The following is a 15,262-nucleotide window of genomic DNA, read 5'->3' on the forward strand; positions in this document are numbered from 1 at the left end:
AGTAGAACTGCTGGTCAAGTCCCCCGGCGACCGTCACTGTCCGTATTCAACGTGAGTTACCTGCGCATTACGCCACCTCCACGGTCCCGCCGTCGGCTTCGGCACGCTAATGTGCGCAGCGGACCTTCGCCGGAGGAAGGACGACCATGTTCGTATCACGCCGTTCGCGGGTGGCCACACTGGCTGCCTGCGCGACGATCCTGCTCGCCACAAGCGCCTGCGGGGATGACAAGCCCGAGGAGGCGAGCGCCCAACAGGTGCGCCTCTACGGCACGGACGGAAACATGCTCAACTCCTATCCTGCGGAGTTGAAGGAACGGGCGAGTCTCGTCGACGGGATGAAGGGCACCACGCCCCTCGTTCCGCTGCCCGAGGACTTCAAGGGCCGGCTACGGGCCGTCAATCCGGCGCTGACGGACTACGTGTACTCCGCCGAGACGTACGACGCGGTGGTGATCGCCGTGCTCGCCGCCCAGTTGGCTGGCAGCACCGACCCGGCCGCCATCACGAAGCAGATCGTCGCCGTGACCAACGACGGGCAGCGCTGCGAGAACCCGGCCAGTTGTCTCGCGCTGGCCCGCGGCGGGCAGGACGTCGAATACCGCGGCGTGTCGCTGACCCGGGCGGGTTTCACCGACAAGGGTGAGCCGGCCACCGCGAGCTACGCCACGCTGACCTTCGACGGGCAGCAGATCAACGACGGCAAGACCGAGTTCGTCGGCGCGGGCATCGAGTCGGCGGCGAGCACCAAGACGCCGCCGAAGCCGAAGAAGCAGCGGGCCGGTGGCAACGATGACCAGGAGCCGCTGATCCTGGGCGGCCTGCTGCCGAAGACCGGTGACCTCGCGATCGCCTACCCGCCGATGGCCGCCGGCGCCGCGCTGGCCATCAAGGAGATCAACGCCGCTGGCGGCGCACTGGGCAAGCCGGTGACGTGGCTGGACGGCGACGACGGCACGAACCCGGCGGTGGCCAAGGCGACGGTGGCGAAGCACGTGACGGACGGCGTCAGCGTGATCATCGGCGCGGGTGGTTCGGGCATCTCCCGGGCGGTGCTGCCGGACGTGGTGGCGGCCGGGAAGATCCTTTTCTCCCCGTCGAACACCGACAGCAGCCTGACCGACGCCGACGACCAGGGCCTCTACTTCCGCACCGCCCCACCGGACAGCCTCCAGGGCCGGGCGCTTGCCGACGTGATCCTGCGCGACGGTTCACAGAAGATCGTCATCGTCGCCCGCAAGGACTCCTACGGTGAGGGCCTCCAGGGCACCGTCCGCGAGGAGTTGGAGAAGGCCGGCGTCGCCGGCGACCGACTCAAGCTGATGACGTACGAGCCGCCGGCCGACGCAAAGGCGGCACCAGTCGACTTCGGCAGCGGTGCGAAGGAGATCAAGGCGTTCGGCGCGGACGCCGTACTGATCATCGGCTTCGGCGAGTCCGCCCAGGTGATTCGCGGCCTGGCCGACGCCGGGGTACAGATCCGGCAGTAGGCGGCACCGAGACCCACGACGGCCGCACCGGCTTCCCGCCGGTGCGGCCGTTTCCGGTACGCGGGATCAGCGCGGCCGACGGCGCTCCAGGAACTCGGTCATCCGGCGCTGCTTCTCGTCGTCCTCGAAGAGCACCGCCTGGCTGACCAGGTCGAGATGCGGGTGTGCGGCGGCGGGCGCGTCGACCGCCAGCTTGGTCAGCCGCACGGCCAACGGTGAGCCCAGGGCGATCTCGTCAAGCAGCGCGTGCGCCACCGTCAGCAGCTCGCCAGGCTCGTCCACGACCCGGTTCACCAGCCCGATCCGCAGCGCCTCGGCGGCGTCGACCCGGCGGCCGGTGAAGAGCAGCTCCTTGGCCCGGCCCTCGCCGACCAACGCGGGCAGCCGGTGGGTCGCGCCGGCGCCGGCCAGGATGCCCAACCGCACCTCCGGCTGGCCGAAGACCGCCCGGGCCGTACACACCCGAAGATCGCAGGCGTACGCCAGCTCCGCGCCACCGCCCAACGCCGGGCCGTCGACGGCCGCCACGGTCGGCATCGGCAATGCCCGGATGCGCGCGAAGGCTGCCGAGTTGATCGCGGCGAGAGCATCCGTGCGACCCCGTTCGCGGAGCTGGCCGATGTCGGCGCCACCGGCGAAGATGCCCGCCGCGCCACCGGTCAGCAGCAGCAGGCGCGGGCGCGCCTCCAACTCGGCGCAGACCTGATGCAGCTCGTCGATCAGGTCGGCGTCGATGGCGTTGCGCTTCTCCGGCCGGTCCAGGGTGACCACCAGCCGGTCCGGCAACTCCTCGATCCGCAACCCGGTCATTGCTTGACGCCGCCTTCCCAGCGGTAGAAACCGTGCCCCGACTTCTTGCCCAGCCGACCCGAGGCCACCATCTCCACGAGCAGCGGCGGTGGCGCGAAGCGGTCCCCGTACGCGTTCTGGAGCGTGCGGGCGATGTCCAGCCGCACGTCGAGGCCGACCAGGTCGGTGAGCTCCAACGGCCCGATCGGATGCCGGTAGCCGAGCACCATGGCCTTGTCGATGTCCGCCGGGCCGGCCACCCCGTCGGCGACCATCCGGATCGCCTCCAGCCCGAGGGTGACCCCGAGTCGGGAGGTGGCGAAGCCGGGCATGTCGCGTACCACGACGGGGTCCTTGCCCAACCGGCCGGCGAGCGCGACGGCCGCGGTGGTGGTCTCCGCGGCGGTGGCCGGGCCGACCACGATCTCCAGCAGGGTCATCGCCCAGACCGGGTTGAAGAAGTGCAGGCCGAGGAAGCGCTCGGGCGCGTCCAGCTCGGCGGCCAGCTCGCCGATGGCGATGCTCGAGGTGTTGCTGCCCAGCAGCGCCGGGTGCAGAGCGGCCGCGTCCCGCAGCACCGCCCGCTTCAGGTCGAGCCGCTCCGGCACCGCCTCCACGATCACCTGGGGGGCGGGGGCGAGGTCGGCGAGGGTCGGACGCAGCGTAACCCGGTGCCGGTTGGTGGCGGCCTCGTCAGCGCTCAGCTTCCCGCGCTGCACCGCCCGCTCCCACAGCTCGGCGAGCCGGTTCAGGGCCGCCGCACCCCGGTCGGGGTCCACCTCGACCAGCTCGACGGCGTGCCCGGCGCCGGCCGCCACGTACGCGATGCCGAGCCCCATCGTGCCGGCACCGACGACCACGAAACGATCGCTCATCACGCCTCCCTGTCCCGTCCGCCGGTGCGCGGGGTCCCCGCCGCACCGGCCCGGGTGTCCCGCCCGCTCCGCTCGCTCATGGTGCGACCCTATGCAGCACGCCGATGCTCCCCATGCGTGGGGGAGCGCCGGATCGGGTAATGACGGCCCGTCAACCGAGGGAAGGACCACTTCGACATGAGCCAGGCACCGGAGAGCGTCACCGAGACCGAGACCGTGGAGACCCGGGGTGACGAGCGGGTCGAGCTGCTGCGCGCCGACACCAACAACGACGGCAAGACCGACGTGTGGGTGGTGGACACCGACGGCGACGGCAAGGCCGACCTGTTCCAGTTCGACACCGACGGTGACGGCAAGGTGGACATCACCATGGTCGACATCGACGAGGACGGCCAACCGGACGAGGTGGTCGACGGCGACGGCGGCCTCCCGCCCGAGCAGCTCCCCCCGACCGTCCAGGTCTGAGACGTACGACGGCCCCTGCCTCCGCTTCGAGCGCGGATCGCGGGGGCCGTCGGCACTCAGTCGGCGAGGCGCTCAGTCGACGAGGCGCAGGGTCGCCAGGTAGTAGGGGGCGTCACGGTCGTCCACATCGGTCAGCCGCCAGCCCGAGCCGTGCACCAGGCTTGCGAACTCGTCCGCCGAGCAGACCAGATAGTCGAACCACTCGGTGCTCAACTCGCGGTAGCGCAGCCGCAGCCGCAACTGGCCACCGAGCCGCCCACGCCGACGGTTGCGTTCGTGGTAGCCGGTGTGCAGCGGGTCGCGGGTGCCGTACGGGTCGGTGCCCTGCGCGATGATCTGCGCGCCCGGGCGGGCCAGCGCGGCGAGCGCGGCCAGGAAGCGGGGGGCGTGCTCGCGGCCCTCGAACAGCCCGAGATTGTTACCGAGCAGCAGGAATGTGTCGTAGCGCGCTCCGTCGGCGACGTGCGTGTCGACGGTGCCGTGCACCAGTCGCCGGACGCCGCGCCGCCGGCTCACCTCGAGCGCGCCCGCGGAGGTGTCCAGCCCGGTGACAGGTACGCCGCGCTCCTGCAACAGCAGCGCGATCCGGCCGGCGCCGGTGCCGATGTCGAGCGTCTCGCCGCGCGACCGGTCCACCGCGCGGTGGTCGTACGGCTGCCAGTCCGCCGGCTGGTCCAGGTAGTGCGCGGCCGGGGCGCCGTTGATCAGACCGTCGTCCCGCTCGATGATCTCGATGACGGGGCGCGGCAGTCGACCACCGACAAGCGGCCGGGGACCCACCCCGGTGGCCACCGCGAGGGTGTCCCGCAGCAGTTCGCCGACCACGTCACCGATCAGAGGCTCAACCGTCACGGCTTTCACGCTATCCGGCCACTCAGCGGCCGGTAGCGGCCGTATCCTGGCGGCGTGACAATGCTGGACCGACTGTCGGCCGAGAAGTACATCCTGCTCACGACCTTCCGCAGGGACGGTCGGGCGGTGCCGACCCCGGTCTGGGCGGTACGCGACGGTGAGGCGTTGGCGGTCTGGACCCGGGCCGACTCGGGCAAGGTGAAGCGGATCCGCCACACCGGCGACGTGACAGTCGCGCCCTGCGACGTGCGGGGTCGGCCACACGGAATGGAGGTGCCAGCTCACGCGACGATCTACGGGGGCGCCGACACCGGTCGGGTCCGTGACCTGCTCAAGCACAAGTACCGCCTGATCGGTCGGCTGAGCCTGCTGGGCAGCCGGTTGCGCCACGGCGAGGGCCGTACGGTCGGCATCCGGGTGACGTTGGCCGAGCCGCAGCGCTGACCAGGGGCCGCCGCCGTGTTCACCGGGCATGGAAAGGGGCGGCGGACCGAGATCCACCGCCCCTGACGTAGAACTGTCGCCGGCTCAGTCGCCCTGCCGCTGCTGCGGGATCTGGCCCTGCAGCAGCGCCCTGACCTCCGACTCACGGTACCGACGGTGGCCACCCAGGGTGCGGATGGCACTGAGCTTGCCAGCCTTGGCCCAACGGGTCACCGTCTTCGGGTCGACCCGGAACATCGACGCCACCTCGGCCGGCGTGAGTAGCGGCTCTGGTTCGTGCGTTCGCGATGCCATCGGTCACTCCTCCACATGTATAGACATCGGCCGGGGTCCCGCCGGCCGACGCGTCTCCCATGGTCCGGCTAGTCCCCGATGTCCGACATGGGCCGAACGGATGAAGGTCCCTAGACGGACGGATGAACCATGCCCGATTTTTACGACTTTTACACGGCAGAAAGTACCTTATTCGGACTCATGATCACGGTTCGTGATGCGTCAACTACGAGAGCGCTTCACCTTGGGAGCGCTCCTAGGGGTTTATGCCCCTAATTGCACCGCTCCAACAGCTGCACCGCGCGCCACCGCGCCACCAACTTGTCGTACGCGGCGGACGCCTCCTCGGCCTCCCCACGCGACAGCCCCGCGAGGCCACCGGCGACCAGCTCGGGCGAGTCGTCCGCGGCGAGAGTCTCGTCGGAGAGCAGGTCGACCAGACCGCCGTAGTCCAGTTCGACGACGGACCGCGGATGGAACTCCTCCAGCCAGCGGGCCGCCTCCTCCACCGCCTCGGTGATCGGCGCCTCGCCCACCGACTTGCGCAGCACCGACAGCGCCCGCGACGAGCGCCGTCGAGCCTTGGAGATCTCGGTGCGGTAGCGCAGCGACCGGCGACCCGGCTGGGTCACCAGGTCCCGCTCCGCCGGGTCGAAGAGCACGAACCACCGCAGCGGTACGCCCCAGGTGGCGATCTGCTCGTGCACCCGGGGCACCCCGTGCTCCAGCACCCGGGCGCCACTGCGCCAGTCGTCCACCACCGCCCTGGCCTGCCCGGCGAGCACCGGCGGCACGAAGGCGTCGGCGAGCACCGAGGGCACCCCGTCCCGGGCGCTGAGCGCCGCCTCAGCGACCCGGATGCGCAGGTTCCACGGGCAGACCAGCAGGCTGTCGTCCGTCTCCAGGACGTACGCCTCCTCCGGCAGGTCCGGCAGCCGGGTCCAGCCGGCGCCCAGCGCCTCGATCACCGCCGTCCGCTGCCGACCGGGCCCCTCCACCGGGGCGACCGCGCGCCCCTCCGAGACGTAGCGGCGCCAGTAGCTCTGCCGGTCCCGATCGAAGGCGGCCAACGGTTCGTACACGCGCAGGTAAGAAGCGAAGAGCGACGGCACCGCGCGATCCTCCCACGAACCACGCCGGTATGCGGTCAGCGGCCGGAGCACGCGCGCCGCACCGTGGGACGGCGGTGGCGCGTCGAGCGCCCGCACGGCGGCCGATACTAGGCTCGATGACACCGGCAGCATCCCCGCCGGGGTCCACCAGGTCCGCGTTCCACAAGGACGCACACCACCGTAGGAGCCAACCATGGGCGTATTCGCGAGCACCGACGACCCGATATCGACCGGGCACGAACAGGTCGTGTTCTGCCAGGACAAGCAGAGCGGCCTCAAGGCGATCATCGGCATCTACTCCACCGCGCTGGGCCCGGCGCTCGGCGGCACCCGCTTCTACCCGTACGCGAGCGAGGACGACGCCCTCGCCGACGTGCTGGACCTGTCGCGCGGGATGGCGTACAAGAATGCGCTCGCCGGGTTGGACCTGGGCGGTGGCAAGGCCGTCATCTGGGGTGACCCGGAGCAGCTCAAGAGCGAGGCGCTGCTGCGCGCGTACGGCCGCTTCGTGGAGTCGCTCAACGGCCGGTACTACACCGCCTGCGACGTCGGCACGTACGTGGCGGACATGGACGTCGCGGCCCGGGAGACCCGCTTTGTGACCGGGCGCAGCGTGGAGCACGGTGGCGCGGGCGATTCGTCGATCCTCACCGCCTGGGGTGTCTTCCAGGGGATGCGGGCCGCGGCCGAGCACGTGTGGGGCACCCCGAGCCTGCGGGGCCGGCGGGTCGGCGTGGCCGGGCTGGGCAAGGTCGGCAAGTACCTGACCGGGCACCTGCTTGAGGACGGCGCCGAGGTGGTCGCCACCGACGTCAACCCGAAGGCGTTGGCCTGGGTGCGCACCAACCACCCGCAGGTCACCCTCGTCGACGACTCCAGCGCGCTGGTCGCCGCGGACCTCGACGTGTACGCCCCGTGCGCGCTCGGCGGCGCCCTGAACGACGACACCGTGCCGGCGTTGCGCGCCAAGGTGGTGGCCGGGGCGGCCAACAACCAACTCGCCCACCCGGGGATCGAGAAGCTGCTTGCCGACCGGGGCATCCTCTACACCCCGGACTACGTGGTCAACGCGGGCGGCGTGATCCAGGTGGCCGACGAAATCGAGGGCTTCAACTTCGACCGGGCGAAGCTGCGGGCGACCCGGATCTACGACACCACCCGCGAGATCCTGCACCTGGCCGACGCCGAGGGTGTGCCGCCGGCGGTGGCCGCCGACCGGCTCGCGGAGCGACGGATGGCGGACGTCGGGCGGCTGCGCGCGATCCACCTGCGCTGAGCACTACCGGAGGCGGATCGACGAGATCCGCCTCCGGGCCCCCGAGGGCCGGTGCGGCTCGCTAAGCTGAACCCGGGTTTCAAAGTTTGATGCGGTTTGTCCGGTGTCACGGGTGCTAACCGATCCGCTCCTTACCCAGTACACTGGGTGACGGCCGGATCGACGCGACGCGCAGAGCCGGCTGACGGTAACCCGAGGTGCCGAACGGTGGCATCCCCATGTACCGTAAGAGCCACGAGAGATGCCTGACGTCATCGGGGCCCGCCTTCGGGCTGCCCCGCATTCTGTGCGAGGGGGTCGAGCCATGGGGCGCGGCCGTGCTAAGGCCAAGCAGACTAAGGTGGCGCGGGAGTTGAAGTACCACTCCCCGAACACCGACCTCACCGCCTTGCAGCGCGAGTTGGCGGGTGCTGGTAAGTCTGAGCACCACTTCGACGACGACTCTAAAGAGTCAGTCGGCGATGATGATGAGGATCACGCTGACGACGACCCAGATCCCTGGGTCCGTCCGACCCGCTGACCTCTCGACGCAGCTGAGCACGCGGTAACCTCCGCGTGCTCACGCACGTCCCGTGCAGGTGCAGTCGCCGACGATCAGGGGCCTGGCCCGACCGGAGCCACTCCGGCCGCCCGACAGGCCCCTGACCACGGCACCCTCAGCGCGGGCGGTTGTTCCAGTTGTAGAACGTCGGGATGTTCTCGAAGTGGTTCCAGGCGCAGACCGCGCTGGAGCCGTCGCCGCCCGACACCTCCGAGCGCAGCCGGCGTGCGTCCTCTGCCTCCTGGAGCAGCGCGACGAGCCCGTGAGCCGCGCCCCGCACCCGTTCGGTGACTCCATCGTCCGCTTCGCGCTCAGGCCGCCGGTGACTGGTGGTCTCGGGCATGCTCCAACACTCCCTCCAATAGGCGGATCTTGCTGTTGCGGCAGTGCTCGGTCTCCGTACCGTCAAAACGCCCCAGCTCGAAGTAACGGTTGGCGGCATGGCCGCCGCCGCAGAAGCCGAAGTACGGGCAGGACGCCCGGCACGCCTCCACGCCGGTCAGGAACTCCTCCACCCACGGCGTCGCCGCCGCGTTGCCGAGGATCTGCGCCAGCGGGGTCGTCAGCACGTTGCCGCTGCTGAAGTCGCCGTAGCGGGCGTCGGTGAAGCCGGCCAACTCGGGGGAGAGCACGATCACCGAGCCGTCGTGACCGATCGTCGGGATCGGGTCCAGGTGGCGGGGCAGCACCCCGTCCGCCGAGTTGTCGAGCACCGCCGCGGCGTAGCGCAACGACCACTCGATCTCGCGAAGGTGGATCCGCGGTTCCCGGCGCCACGCGCCGACCAGCTCCGCCCAGAACCCGGACACCGCCGACGGATCGTGGCGGTTGTCGCGGGTGTTGACGCCCTCGGTCTCCTCGATGTTGACGCCCAGCACGTCGCAGCCCAGCTCGAGGAAGTAGTCGTACAGCTCGGTGGCGAGCCCCGGCTCCGGCCGGGACACCACGGCCAGCGCGGAGAAGGGCAGACCACGACGGCGCAGCGCCGAGATGCCGCGCAGGATCCGGTCGTACGCCGGCTGACCGCCCCGGTTGACCCGGTCGCCGTTGCGCGCCTGCGGCCCGTCGACACTCACGCTCACACGCATCCCGTGCTTGACGAAGAAGTCGCACCAGTCGTCGTCGATGAGGGTGGCATTTGTCTGCACATGGTGCTCGACCTCGGACCCGAACGGCGCCATCAGGTCGGCCAGATGCTCACGACCGGCGGCGAGCGGCTCGCCGCCGTGCCACACCACCGAGAAGCGACCGTTCGCCGCCCAGGGGTTGACCGAAGCCGCCACCGCCTCGGCCACCGCCACCGGCATCCGCCTGTCGACGGCCCGAAACGGCAGGTAGCAGTACGCGCAGTCGAGGTTGCAGAGGGTGGTGGGCTGCATGACGACGTACGACGGGACCGCGGCCAGACCGCGCATCCCGCTGAACGAACGTCCCCGAGCAGCCATCGCCCTCCTCCGCCTAGCCTGAGCCCTTCAGGCTAGGCGGCGTTGGCCACTCGGGTGAAGCCCTGATCAGGTGCCCGTACGATCACCGGAGGGTGATCATCCTCGGGTGTGCTGACCAACCATCTGCACGTTTCCGGTGCCCTCGATGATCTCGCCGGCCTGCCACGCCTCAACCCCACGGCCGGTCAGGGTGGCCAGCGCCCGGTCGGCGTCCTCGGCCGACACGATCGCGAACATGCCGACGCCCATGTTGAAGGTCGACTCCATGTCGTGGTCGTCGATCCGACCCTTCGTCTGGATCAGGTCGAAGATCGGCTGCGGCTTCCAGGTGGACCGGTTGACCACCGCGTCGACGTGCTCGGGCAGCACCCGGACCAGGTTGCCGGGGATGCCGCCGCCGGTGATGTGGGACAGCGCCCGCACCTCGGCCTCGGCGATCAGCTTGAGGCAGTCCTTGGCGTAGATCTTGGTCGGGGTGAGCAGCTCCTCGCCGAGGGTCCGCTGCCGACCGAAGTCGTCGATCACGATGTCCAGACGCATCCGAGCCGCGCCGAGCAGCACGTGCCGGACCAGGGAGTATCCGTTGGAGTGCAGGCCGGACGAGCGCATCGCGATCACCACGTCGCCGACCTCGACCCGCTCCGGGCTGAGGATGTCGGCCTCCTCCACCACGCCGACACCGGTGGCGGAGATGTCGTACTCGTCCGGGCGCAGGACGCCTGGGTGCTCGGCGGTCTCGCCGCCCAGCAGCGCACAGCCGGCGTAGCGGCAGCCGTCGGCGATGCCCGCGCCGATCTCGGCGACCTTGTCCGGGACGACCTCGCCGGTGGCGATGTAGTCGAGCAGGAACAGCGGCTCGGCACCGCAGGCCACCAGGTCGTCCACGACCATCGCGACCAGGTCGATGCCGACCGTGTCGTGAATGTCCATCTGCTGTGCGATCACCAGCTTGGTGCCCACCCCGTCGGTGGAGGACGCCAGGATCGGGCTCTTGTACTTCTTCGTGTCCAGCCGGAAGAGGCCGGCGAAACCACCGAGGTCACCGAGCACCTCAGGACGGCGGGTCTGCCGCACCTTCGACTTGAGCAGCTCCACCGCGCGGTCGCCCGCGTCGATGGAGACGCCGGCATCGGCGTACGAGACCGAGCGTTTGCGCGCCTGGCGGCCAGCACCGCCCGTCCACGGCTGGCGGTCGCCGCCGGCGCCGGTCGGGCTGCTTCCTGCGCCGCTGCGCTCGGACACGTGCGTCACGGTTCTCCCCTTTGGTTCTCGGTGCCGCCGGCGGTAGCCGGGCCGCGCCGGTTGGTGCTACGGGCGGTTTGCGGTAACGCCACCCGGAGTGGCGACGGACGAGCCGTTGGTGGGCGGGGTCTCCAGCGCCGAGTTGGCGACGCGTCGACCCACCCCTTCGAGCACGTGCTTACCGATCAGGTTGCCGGCCGGCAACTCGATCGGGTACTCCCCATCGAAACACGCCCGACACAACCGGGTCTTCGGCTGCTCGGTCGCGGCGATCAGACCAGGAAGCGAAACGTAGCCCAGCGTGTCGGCGCCGATCGAGCGCCGGATGCCGTCGTTGTCCAACCCGTTGGCCAGCAGCTCCGCCCGGGTGGCGAAATCGATGCCGTAGAAACACGGCCAGCTCACCGGCGGCGAGGAGATCCGGACGTGCACCTCGAGCGCCCCCGCCTCGCGCAACATCCGGACGATGGCGCGCTGGGTGTTGCCGCGCACGATCGAGTCGTCCACGACCACCAGGCGCTTGCCCCGGACGTTCTCCCGCAGCGGGTTGAGCTTGAGCCGGATGCCGAGCTGACGCAGGGTCTGCGACGGCTGGATGAAGGTACGGCCCACGTACGGGTTCTTCATCAGGCCGGCGCCGTAGGTGATGCCGGACGCCTCCGCATACCCGATCGCGGCCGGAATGCCGGACTCCGGCACGCCGATGACAAGATCAGCCTCGACCGGGTGCTCCTTGGCCAACTGCCGACCGATCTGCACCCGCGTCGCGTGGACGTTCCGCCCGGCGATCGTGGCGTCCGGGCGGGCGATGTAGACGTACTCGAAGAGGCAGCCCTTCGGCTCCGGCGCGGCGAACCGGGCGGAGCGCAGGCCGTTCTCGTCGATCGCGATCAGCTCGCCCGGCTCGACCTCACGCACCACGCTCGCGCCGACGATGTCCAGGGCGGCGGTCTCGCTGGCGACCACCCAGCCGCGCTCCAGGCGGCCGAGCACCAGCGGGCGGACGCCGTGCGGATCACGGGCCGCGTAGAGGGTCGACTCGTCCATGAAGACGAAGCTGAACGCGCCGCGCAACTGCGGCAGCACCTCCAACGCGGCCGCCTCGACCGACAGGTCCGGTCGACCGGCGAGCAGCATCGTCACCAGGGAGGTGTCGTTCGTCGACCCGTCCGCGATGAGCCCGCGATCGGCGACCTCCTTCTCCAACTCGGCGGTGTTGACCAGATTGCCGTTGTGGGCCAACGCGATGGTCGTGCCGGAGGTCGTCGACCGGATCGTCGGCTGGGCGTTCTCCCAGTTCGATGCGCCGGTGGTCGAGTATCGGGCGTGCCCGATGGCCAGGTGACCACGAAGGCTCGCCAGGGTGGGCTCGTCGAAGACCTGCGCCACCAGGCCGAGGTCCTTGTAGACCACGACGCCGGAGCCGTCGCTAACCGCGATGCCCGCCGCCTCCTGGCCGCGGTGCTGCAGGGCGTAGAGACCGAAGTAGGTCAGGTTGGCGACCTCTTCGCCGGGGGCCCAGACGCCGAAGACGCCGCAGGCATCCTGGGGGCCAGGTCGTTGGGGGTCAAGGTCGTGGCTCAGCCGGCCGTCGCCTCGGGGCACCTACCGCTCCCTCATGCTGGTCTGGACCGGCCGGGCGGGGATCACGGGCGGATCCACACTCCTCTGCCGGGACCACTGTCGTCGCTTGACAGTGTACGCGAATCGCCGTCAATACAGAAAGTCACGATCACCCTGCCCAGCGTGACGGCGAGTGGGACATCGGGACGATCAGAGGGGCAGAAACGCCGAGAGGTCCGCACGGTTACCGCTCATCTGGACACGACCGTCGGTGACCGCCTCGGCCCAGGAGACCCTGCCGGTCGCCAGCTCCAGCCAGGTGTTCGGGGCCATCTCGACCACGTTTGGTGGGTTTCCTCTGGTGTGTCGAGGCCCCGGTACGCACTGGATCGCCCCGTATGGTGGGACGCGCACCTCCACCGATCGGCCGGGGGCGCGCTCCGCGAGGACGGCCAACAACGACCGGACCGCCTCTCGGAACACCGGCCGTTCGGGTGTACGCCCCTCGTCGAGCGCCGACAAGGCGGCCGTAACAGCAGCGGACTTACTGTGCGGAGAGGACACGACGGGACGATACGACCCCCGGGCCGGACACGCGACGCTGGCCCTGGGTCGCGCTCATGCAGTCGGACAAGGCATAGTTGCCGACGGCGTATTCGTACCGTGATGATCCCCGGCCCGGCGCCCCGCCGGTCAGAGGGAAGTCAGCCCGGAAGGCGGTGGACGTGTCAACACACCGACGTGCCTGGAAGCAGCGGGCCGGTGTGGTCGTAGCGCTGGTTGCCGGCGCTCTGCTCGCCGTTCCCGCCACACCAGCCATGGCCGCTCCCAACGTTACAGATGTTTCGGCTTCGCCGGGCAGCGTCGAGGCCGGCAAGACCACGAAGATCAGCTACCGGCTCGACTTCGGCATTGGTGCGCCGCCCGCCGATGTCAGCGTCAGCTCGAGCAATTCGAAGCTGACCTGCGTTGACGGGTGCTCCCGTGGCCAGGTGACCTCGAGTGACTCCTTCAGCGCCACCTTCCGGCTCGCGGATGACGCGGCCAATGGCAGCGCCACGATCACCGTGAAGGCCACGGACTCGGCAGGAAGCAAGGACGCGTCGACCACCGTCACGTTGGTCGGCAAGGCCGCTCCGCCGCCGCCGCCGCAGAACCAGACCGTGCGGTCGGTCTCTGGCAAGGTGGTCGCGCAGGCCGACGGCAAGGCCGTACCCAATGCCTTCGTGGTTCTCCGGGACAGCGCCGGTCACCAATACGACGCCACCAGCAACGGCACCGGCGACTTCCGCTTCACCGGCACCAGCGACAAGCCGATCGCGCCCGGCCGGATCGACCTGGGCGCGTCGTTCGACAACATCAAGGCGTTCAAGTCTGTGAACGCCAGCGCCGGGCAGGCCATCACCGGGCAGCGGCTCAGCCTCGCCATCAAGGTCGAGGTGACGCCGAGCGTCACCCCGTCCGCCACCCCCGAGGCCACTCCCACCGAGGAGACGACCACCGAGGAGGGCACCGAGGAGGAGCCCACCGAGGAGGCCAGCCAGGGCGCTCCGGCGAACGCCGCGAACAACGAGGACAGCGGCGGCCTCGGCTCGTACATGATCATTCTGCTCGGTGGTCTTCTGGTCGCCGCCGGTGTCGGCACGATCGTGCTGCTCTGGATGAAGCGCAGGGAGAACGGCGACGACGACGCTCCGGCGGCCGCCGGCGGTGGCGGTGTGGTGCCGCCCTCGCGGGGCGGGTTCCGCGGCCCCGACGACCAGACCCGGGTGGTCGGCGGTCGTCCAGGTACTGGAGCGGACCCGACCATGGTCGGCGGCGCGGCACTGAGCGAGGCGCCGACGATGATGCACCGCCCGGTGGTCGACGACGTCCCACCGGACCCGTACGGCGCGCCCGCGCAGGCATACGGCGGCGCGGGTCAGCAGGGCTGGGGCGGCGCCGGCTACGGCGACGAGCCAGCATCCGGCGGCTACGGCGCCGGCGGCTACGGCAACGCCCCCGCTTCGGGTGGCGGCTACGGCACTCCGGCCGGCCCGGAGGGCGGCTACGGCGCCGGTGACGGTTACGGTGCCGCACCCGGCGCCGGTTACGGCAACGCCCCGGCATCCGGGGCTGGTTACGGCAACGCTCCGGCCTCCGGGGGCGGTTACGGCAACGCCCCGGCATCCGGGGGTGGCTACGGCGGTCGGGACTACGACGCCCCGGGCGGCACCGCCGCCTACCCGCCGGCTCCCGCTGGCGGCGGTGCCTACGGCGAGCGGTTCGACGAGCCGACCGGCCGGTACACCGGCGACAGCACCCAGTACCCGGCCCCCGCCGACCCGTACGCCACCGGCGTCTACCAGCCGGAGCAGGGGCAGGGGTACGGCCAGCCCGACGCCGCCCCGTACGGCGGTCGCGCTGCCGAGCCGACCGCCGGCTACGGCGGTCCGGAGACCGGTGGGTACGACCAGGGCGGCTACGGCCAACCGGCCGGCGGATACGACCAGGGCGGCACCTACGGCCAGGAGCCTCCGCAGCAACGCGGCGGCGGCTACGACGACCGGGGCTACGACCAGGGCGGCTACGGCCAACCGGCCGGCGGGTACGACCAGGGCGGCACCTACGGCCAGGAGCCTCCGCAGCAGCGCGGCGGCGGCTACGAAGACCGAGGCTACGACCAGGGCGGCTACGGCCAGCCCGCCGGGCGGAACCGACCGGAGACCCCCCCGCCGACCGAGCGCGGCGGTCGCCGCCTCGACTGGCTGGACGACTGACCCCCACCACAGCACGATGAAACGGCCACCCGGAGATCCGGGTGGCCGTTTCGCTGCCCGACCCGCGCCGATCTTGCAGTTTCGGTTGCCTAAACGCGTGGAATGCCCCTTAGGTAGGGACAGAAAGTGCAAGATC

General features: G+C 70.6%; 16 protein-coding genes. 6 read left to right on the plus strand and 10 right to left on the minus strand.

Annotated elements, in window-relative coordinates; translation table 11 throughout:
- The first annotated feature begins 146 nt into the window (after positions 1 to 146).
- Positions 147 to 1,490, plus strand: coding sequence for an ABC transporter substrate-binding protein (locus AB0C15_RS02900; protein WP_357348064.1), 1,344 nt, complete (start codon positions 147 to 149; stop codon positions 1,488 to 1,490).
- A 66-nt stretch (positions 1,491 to 1,556) separates the two neighbouring features.
- Here AB0C15_RS02900 and AB0C15_RS02905 read toward each other — a convergent pair whose 3' ends face one another.
- Together AB0C15_RS02905 and AB0C15_RS02910 are read right to left on the minus strand one after the other, a co-directional pair.
- Positions 1,557 to 2,300 (minus strand): enoyl-CoA hydratase/isomerase family protein, encoded by a 744-nt coding sequence (locus tag AB0C15_RS02905; RefSeq protein WP_357348066.1) that lies wholly within the window; start codon positions 2,298 to 2,300, stop codon positions 1,557 to 1,559.
- A complete protein-coding gene (locus AB0C15_RS02910) occupies positions 2,297 to 3,154 on the minus strand; it encodes a 3-hydroxyacyl-CoA dehydrogenase family protein (RefSeq protein ID WP_357348068.1) in 858 nt (285 codons plus the stop codon). The genes AB0C15_RS02905 and AB0C15_RS02910 overlap by 4 nt, the downstream gene beginning before the upstream one ends.
- A 177-nt stretch (positions 3,155 to 3,331) precedes the next feature.
- Here AB0C15_RS02910 and AB0C15_RS02915 point away from each other — a divergent pair, with 177 nt between their 5' ends.
- Positions 3,332 to 3,619, plus strand: a complete 288-nt coding sequence (locus tag AB0C15_RS02915) for a hypothetical protein (protein WP_357348070.1) — start codon at positions 3,332 to 3,334, stop codon at positions 3,617 to 3,619.
- Between the two features lie 72 nt (positions 3,620 to 3,691).
- Here the strand turns inward: AB0C15_RS02915 and AB0C15_RS02920 are convergent, their stop codons facing one another.
- Positions 3,692 to 4,471 (minus strand): class I SAM-dependent methyltransferase, encoded by a 780-nt coding sequence (locus AB0C15_RS02920; RefSeq protein WP_357348072.1) that lies wholly within the window; start codon positions 4,469 to 4,471, stop codon positions 3,692 to 3,694.
- 54 nt (positions 4,472 to 4,525) lie between these two features.
- Between AB0C15_RS02920 and AB0C15_RS02925 the strand changes: the two genes are divergently transcribed.
- A complete protein-coding gene (locus tag AB0C15_RS02925; protein WP_357348074.1) occupies positions 4,526 to 4,915 on the plus strand; it encodes a PPOX class F420-dependent oxidoreductase in 390 nt (129 codons plus the stop codon).
- A gap of 84 nt (positions 4,916 to 4,999) precedes the next feature.
- Here the strand turns inward: AB0C15_RS02925 and AB0C15_RS02930 are convergent, their stop codons facing one another.
- Together AB0C15_RS02930 and AB0C15_RS02935 are read right to left on the minus strand one after the other, a co-directional pair.
- On the minus strand, positions 5,000 to 5,209 hold the full coding sequence (locus tag AB0C15_RS02930; RefSeq protein ID WP_007073996.1) for a BldC family transcriptional regulator: 210 nt from the start codon (positions 5,207 to 5,209) through the stop codon (positions 5,000 to 5,002).
- 251 nt (positions 5,210 to 5,460) lie between these two features.
- Entirely contained in the window at positions 5,461 to 6,300 is an 840-nt protein-coding gene (locus AB0C15_RS02935) for a hypothetical protein (RefSeq protein WP_357348076.1), read from the minus strand.
- Positions 6,301 to 6,493: 193 nt separating this feature from the next.
- Here AB0C15_RS02935 and AB0C15_RS02940 point away from each other — a divergent pair, with 193 nt between their 5' ends.
- Together AB0C15_RS02940 and AB0C15_RS02945 are read left to right on the plus strand one after the other, a co-directional pair.
- Positions 6,494 to 7,576, plus strand: coding sequence for a Glu/Leu/Phe/Val dehydrogenase (locus tag AB0C15_RS02940; protein ID WP_357348077.1), 1,083 nt, complete (start codon positions 6,494 to 6,496; stop codon positions 7,574 to 7,576).
- Positions 7,577 to 7,880: 304 nt separating this feature from the next.
- A complete protein-coding gene (locus AB0C15_RS02945; protein ID WP_124821603.1) occupies positions 7,881 to 8,096 on the plus strand; it encodes a DUF3073 domain-containing protein in 216 nt (71 codons plus the stop codon).
- 136 nt (positions 8,097 to 8,232) lie between these two features.
- On the opposite strand, the gene amcA is transcribed toward AB0C15_RS02945, so the two are convergent.
- The 5 genes from amcA to AB0C15_RS02970 form a co-directional block, all read right to left on the minus strand.
- A complete protein-coding gene (gene amcA, locus AB0C15_RS02950) occupies positions 8,233 to 8,460 on the minus strand; it encodes a multiple cyclophane-containing RiPP AmcA (protein ID WP_357348079.1) in 228 nt (75 codons plus the stop codon).
- Complete coding sequence (amcB, locus tag AB0C15_RS02955) at positions 8,429 to 9,532, minus strand: cyclophane-forming radical SAM peptide maturase AmcB (protein WP_357348666.1); 1,104 nt, start codon at positions 9,530 to 9,532, stop codon at positions 8,429 to 8,431. The genes amcA and amcB overlap by 32 nt, the downstream gene beginning before the upstream one ends.
- A 126-nt stretch (positions 9,533 to 9,658) precedes the next feature.
- The gene (gene purM / locus AB0C15_RS02960; protein WP_196920530.1) at positions 9,659 to 10,813 is read right to left on the minus strand and encodes a phosphoribosylformylglycinamidine cyclo-ligase; all 1,155 of its coding nucleotides are present in this window, start codon (positions 10,811 to 10,813) and stop codon (positions 9,659 to 9,661) included.
- Between the two features lie 57 nt (positions 10,814 to 10,870).
- A complete protein-coding gene (purF, locus tag AB0C15_RS02965) occupies positions 10,871 to 12,409 on the minus strand; it encodes an amidophosphoribosyltransferase (RefSeq protein ID WP_357348080.1) in 1,539 nt (512 codons plus the stop codon).
- A 168-nt stretch (positions 12,410 to 12,577) separates the two neighbouring features.
- Positions 12,578 to 12,931, minus strand: a complete 354-nt coding sequence (locus tag AB0C15_RS02970) for a sterol carrier family protein (protein WP_357348082.1) — start codon at positions 12,929 to 12,931, stop codon at positions 12,578 to 12,580.
- Between the two features lie 161 nt (positions 12,932 to 13,092).
- Here AB0C15_RS02970 and AB0C15_RS02975 point away from each other — a divergent pair, with 161 nt between their 5' ends.
- Positions 13,093 to 15,126, plus strand: a complete 2,034-nt coding sequence (locus tag AB0C15_RS02975; RefSeq protein WP_357348084.1) for a hypothetical protein — start codon at positions 13,093 to 13,095, stop codon at positions 15,124 to 15,126.
- Positions 15,127 to 15,262 lie beyond the last annotated feature (136 nt).

The sequence above is a fragment of the Micromonospora sp. NPDC048835 genome, assembly GCF_040649995.1.
Lineage (GTDB): Bacteria > Actinomycetota > Actinomycetes > Mycobacteriales > Micromonosporaceae > Micromonospora.

What these genes read in the sequence shown, in the direction of transcription:
- amcB (WP_357348666.1), bottom strand. Translation starts at nt 9,532, where the DNA reads ATGCGCGGTCTGGCCGCGGTCCCGTCGTACGTCGTCATGCAGCCCACC.
- AB0C15_RS02945 (WP_124821603.1), top strand. Translation starts at nt 7,881, where the DNA reads ATGGGGCGCGGCCGTGCTAAGGCCAAGCAGACTAAGGTGGCGCGGGAG.
- AB0C15_RS02905 (WP_357348066.1), bottom strand. Translation starts at nt 2,300, where the DNA reads ATGACCGGGTTGCGGATCGAGGAGTTGCCGGACCGGCTGGTGGTCACC.
- amcA (WP_357348079.1), bottom strand. Translation starts at nt 8,460, where the DNA reads ATGCCCGAGACCACCAGTCACCGGCGGCCTGAGCGCGAAGCGGACGAT.
- AB0C15_RS02900 (WP_357348064.1), top strand. Translation starts at nt 147, where the DNA reads ATGTTCGTATCACGCCGTTCGCGGGTGGCCACACTGGCTGCCTGCGCG.
- AB0C15_RS02930 (WP_007073996.1), bottom strand. Translation starts at nt 5,209, where the DNA reads ATGGCATCGCGAACGCACGAACCAGAGCCGCTACTCACGCCGGCCGAG.
- AB0C15_RS02940 (WP_357348077.1), top strand. Translation starts at nt 6,494, where the DNA reads ATGGGCGTATTCGCGAGCACCGACGACCCGATATCGACCGGGCACGAA.
- AB0C15_RS02910 (WP_357348068.1), bottom strand. Translation starts at nt 3,154, where the DNA reads ATGAGCGATCGTTTCGTGGTCGTCGGTGCCGGCACGATGGGGCTCGGC.
- AB0C15_RS02915 (WP_357348070.1), top strand. Translation starts at nt 3,332, where the DNA reads ATGAGCCAGGCACCGGAGAGCGTCACCGAGACCGAGACCGTGGAGACC.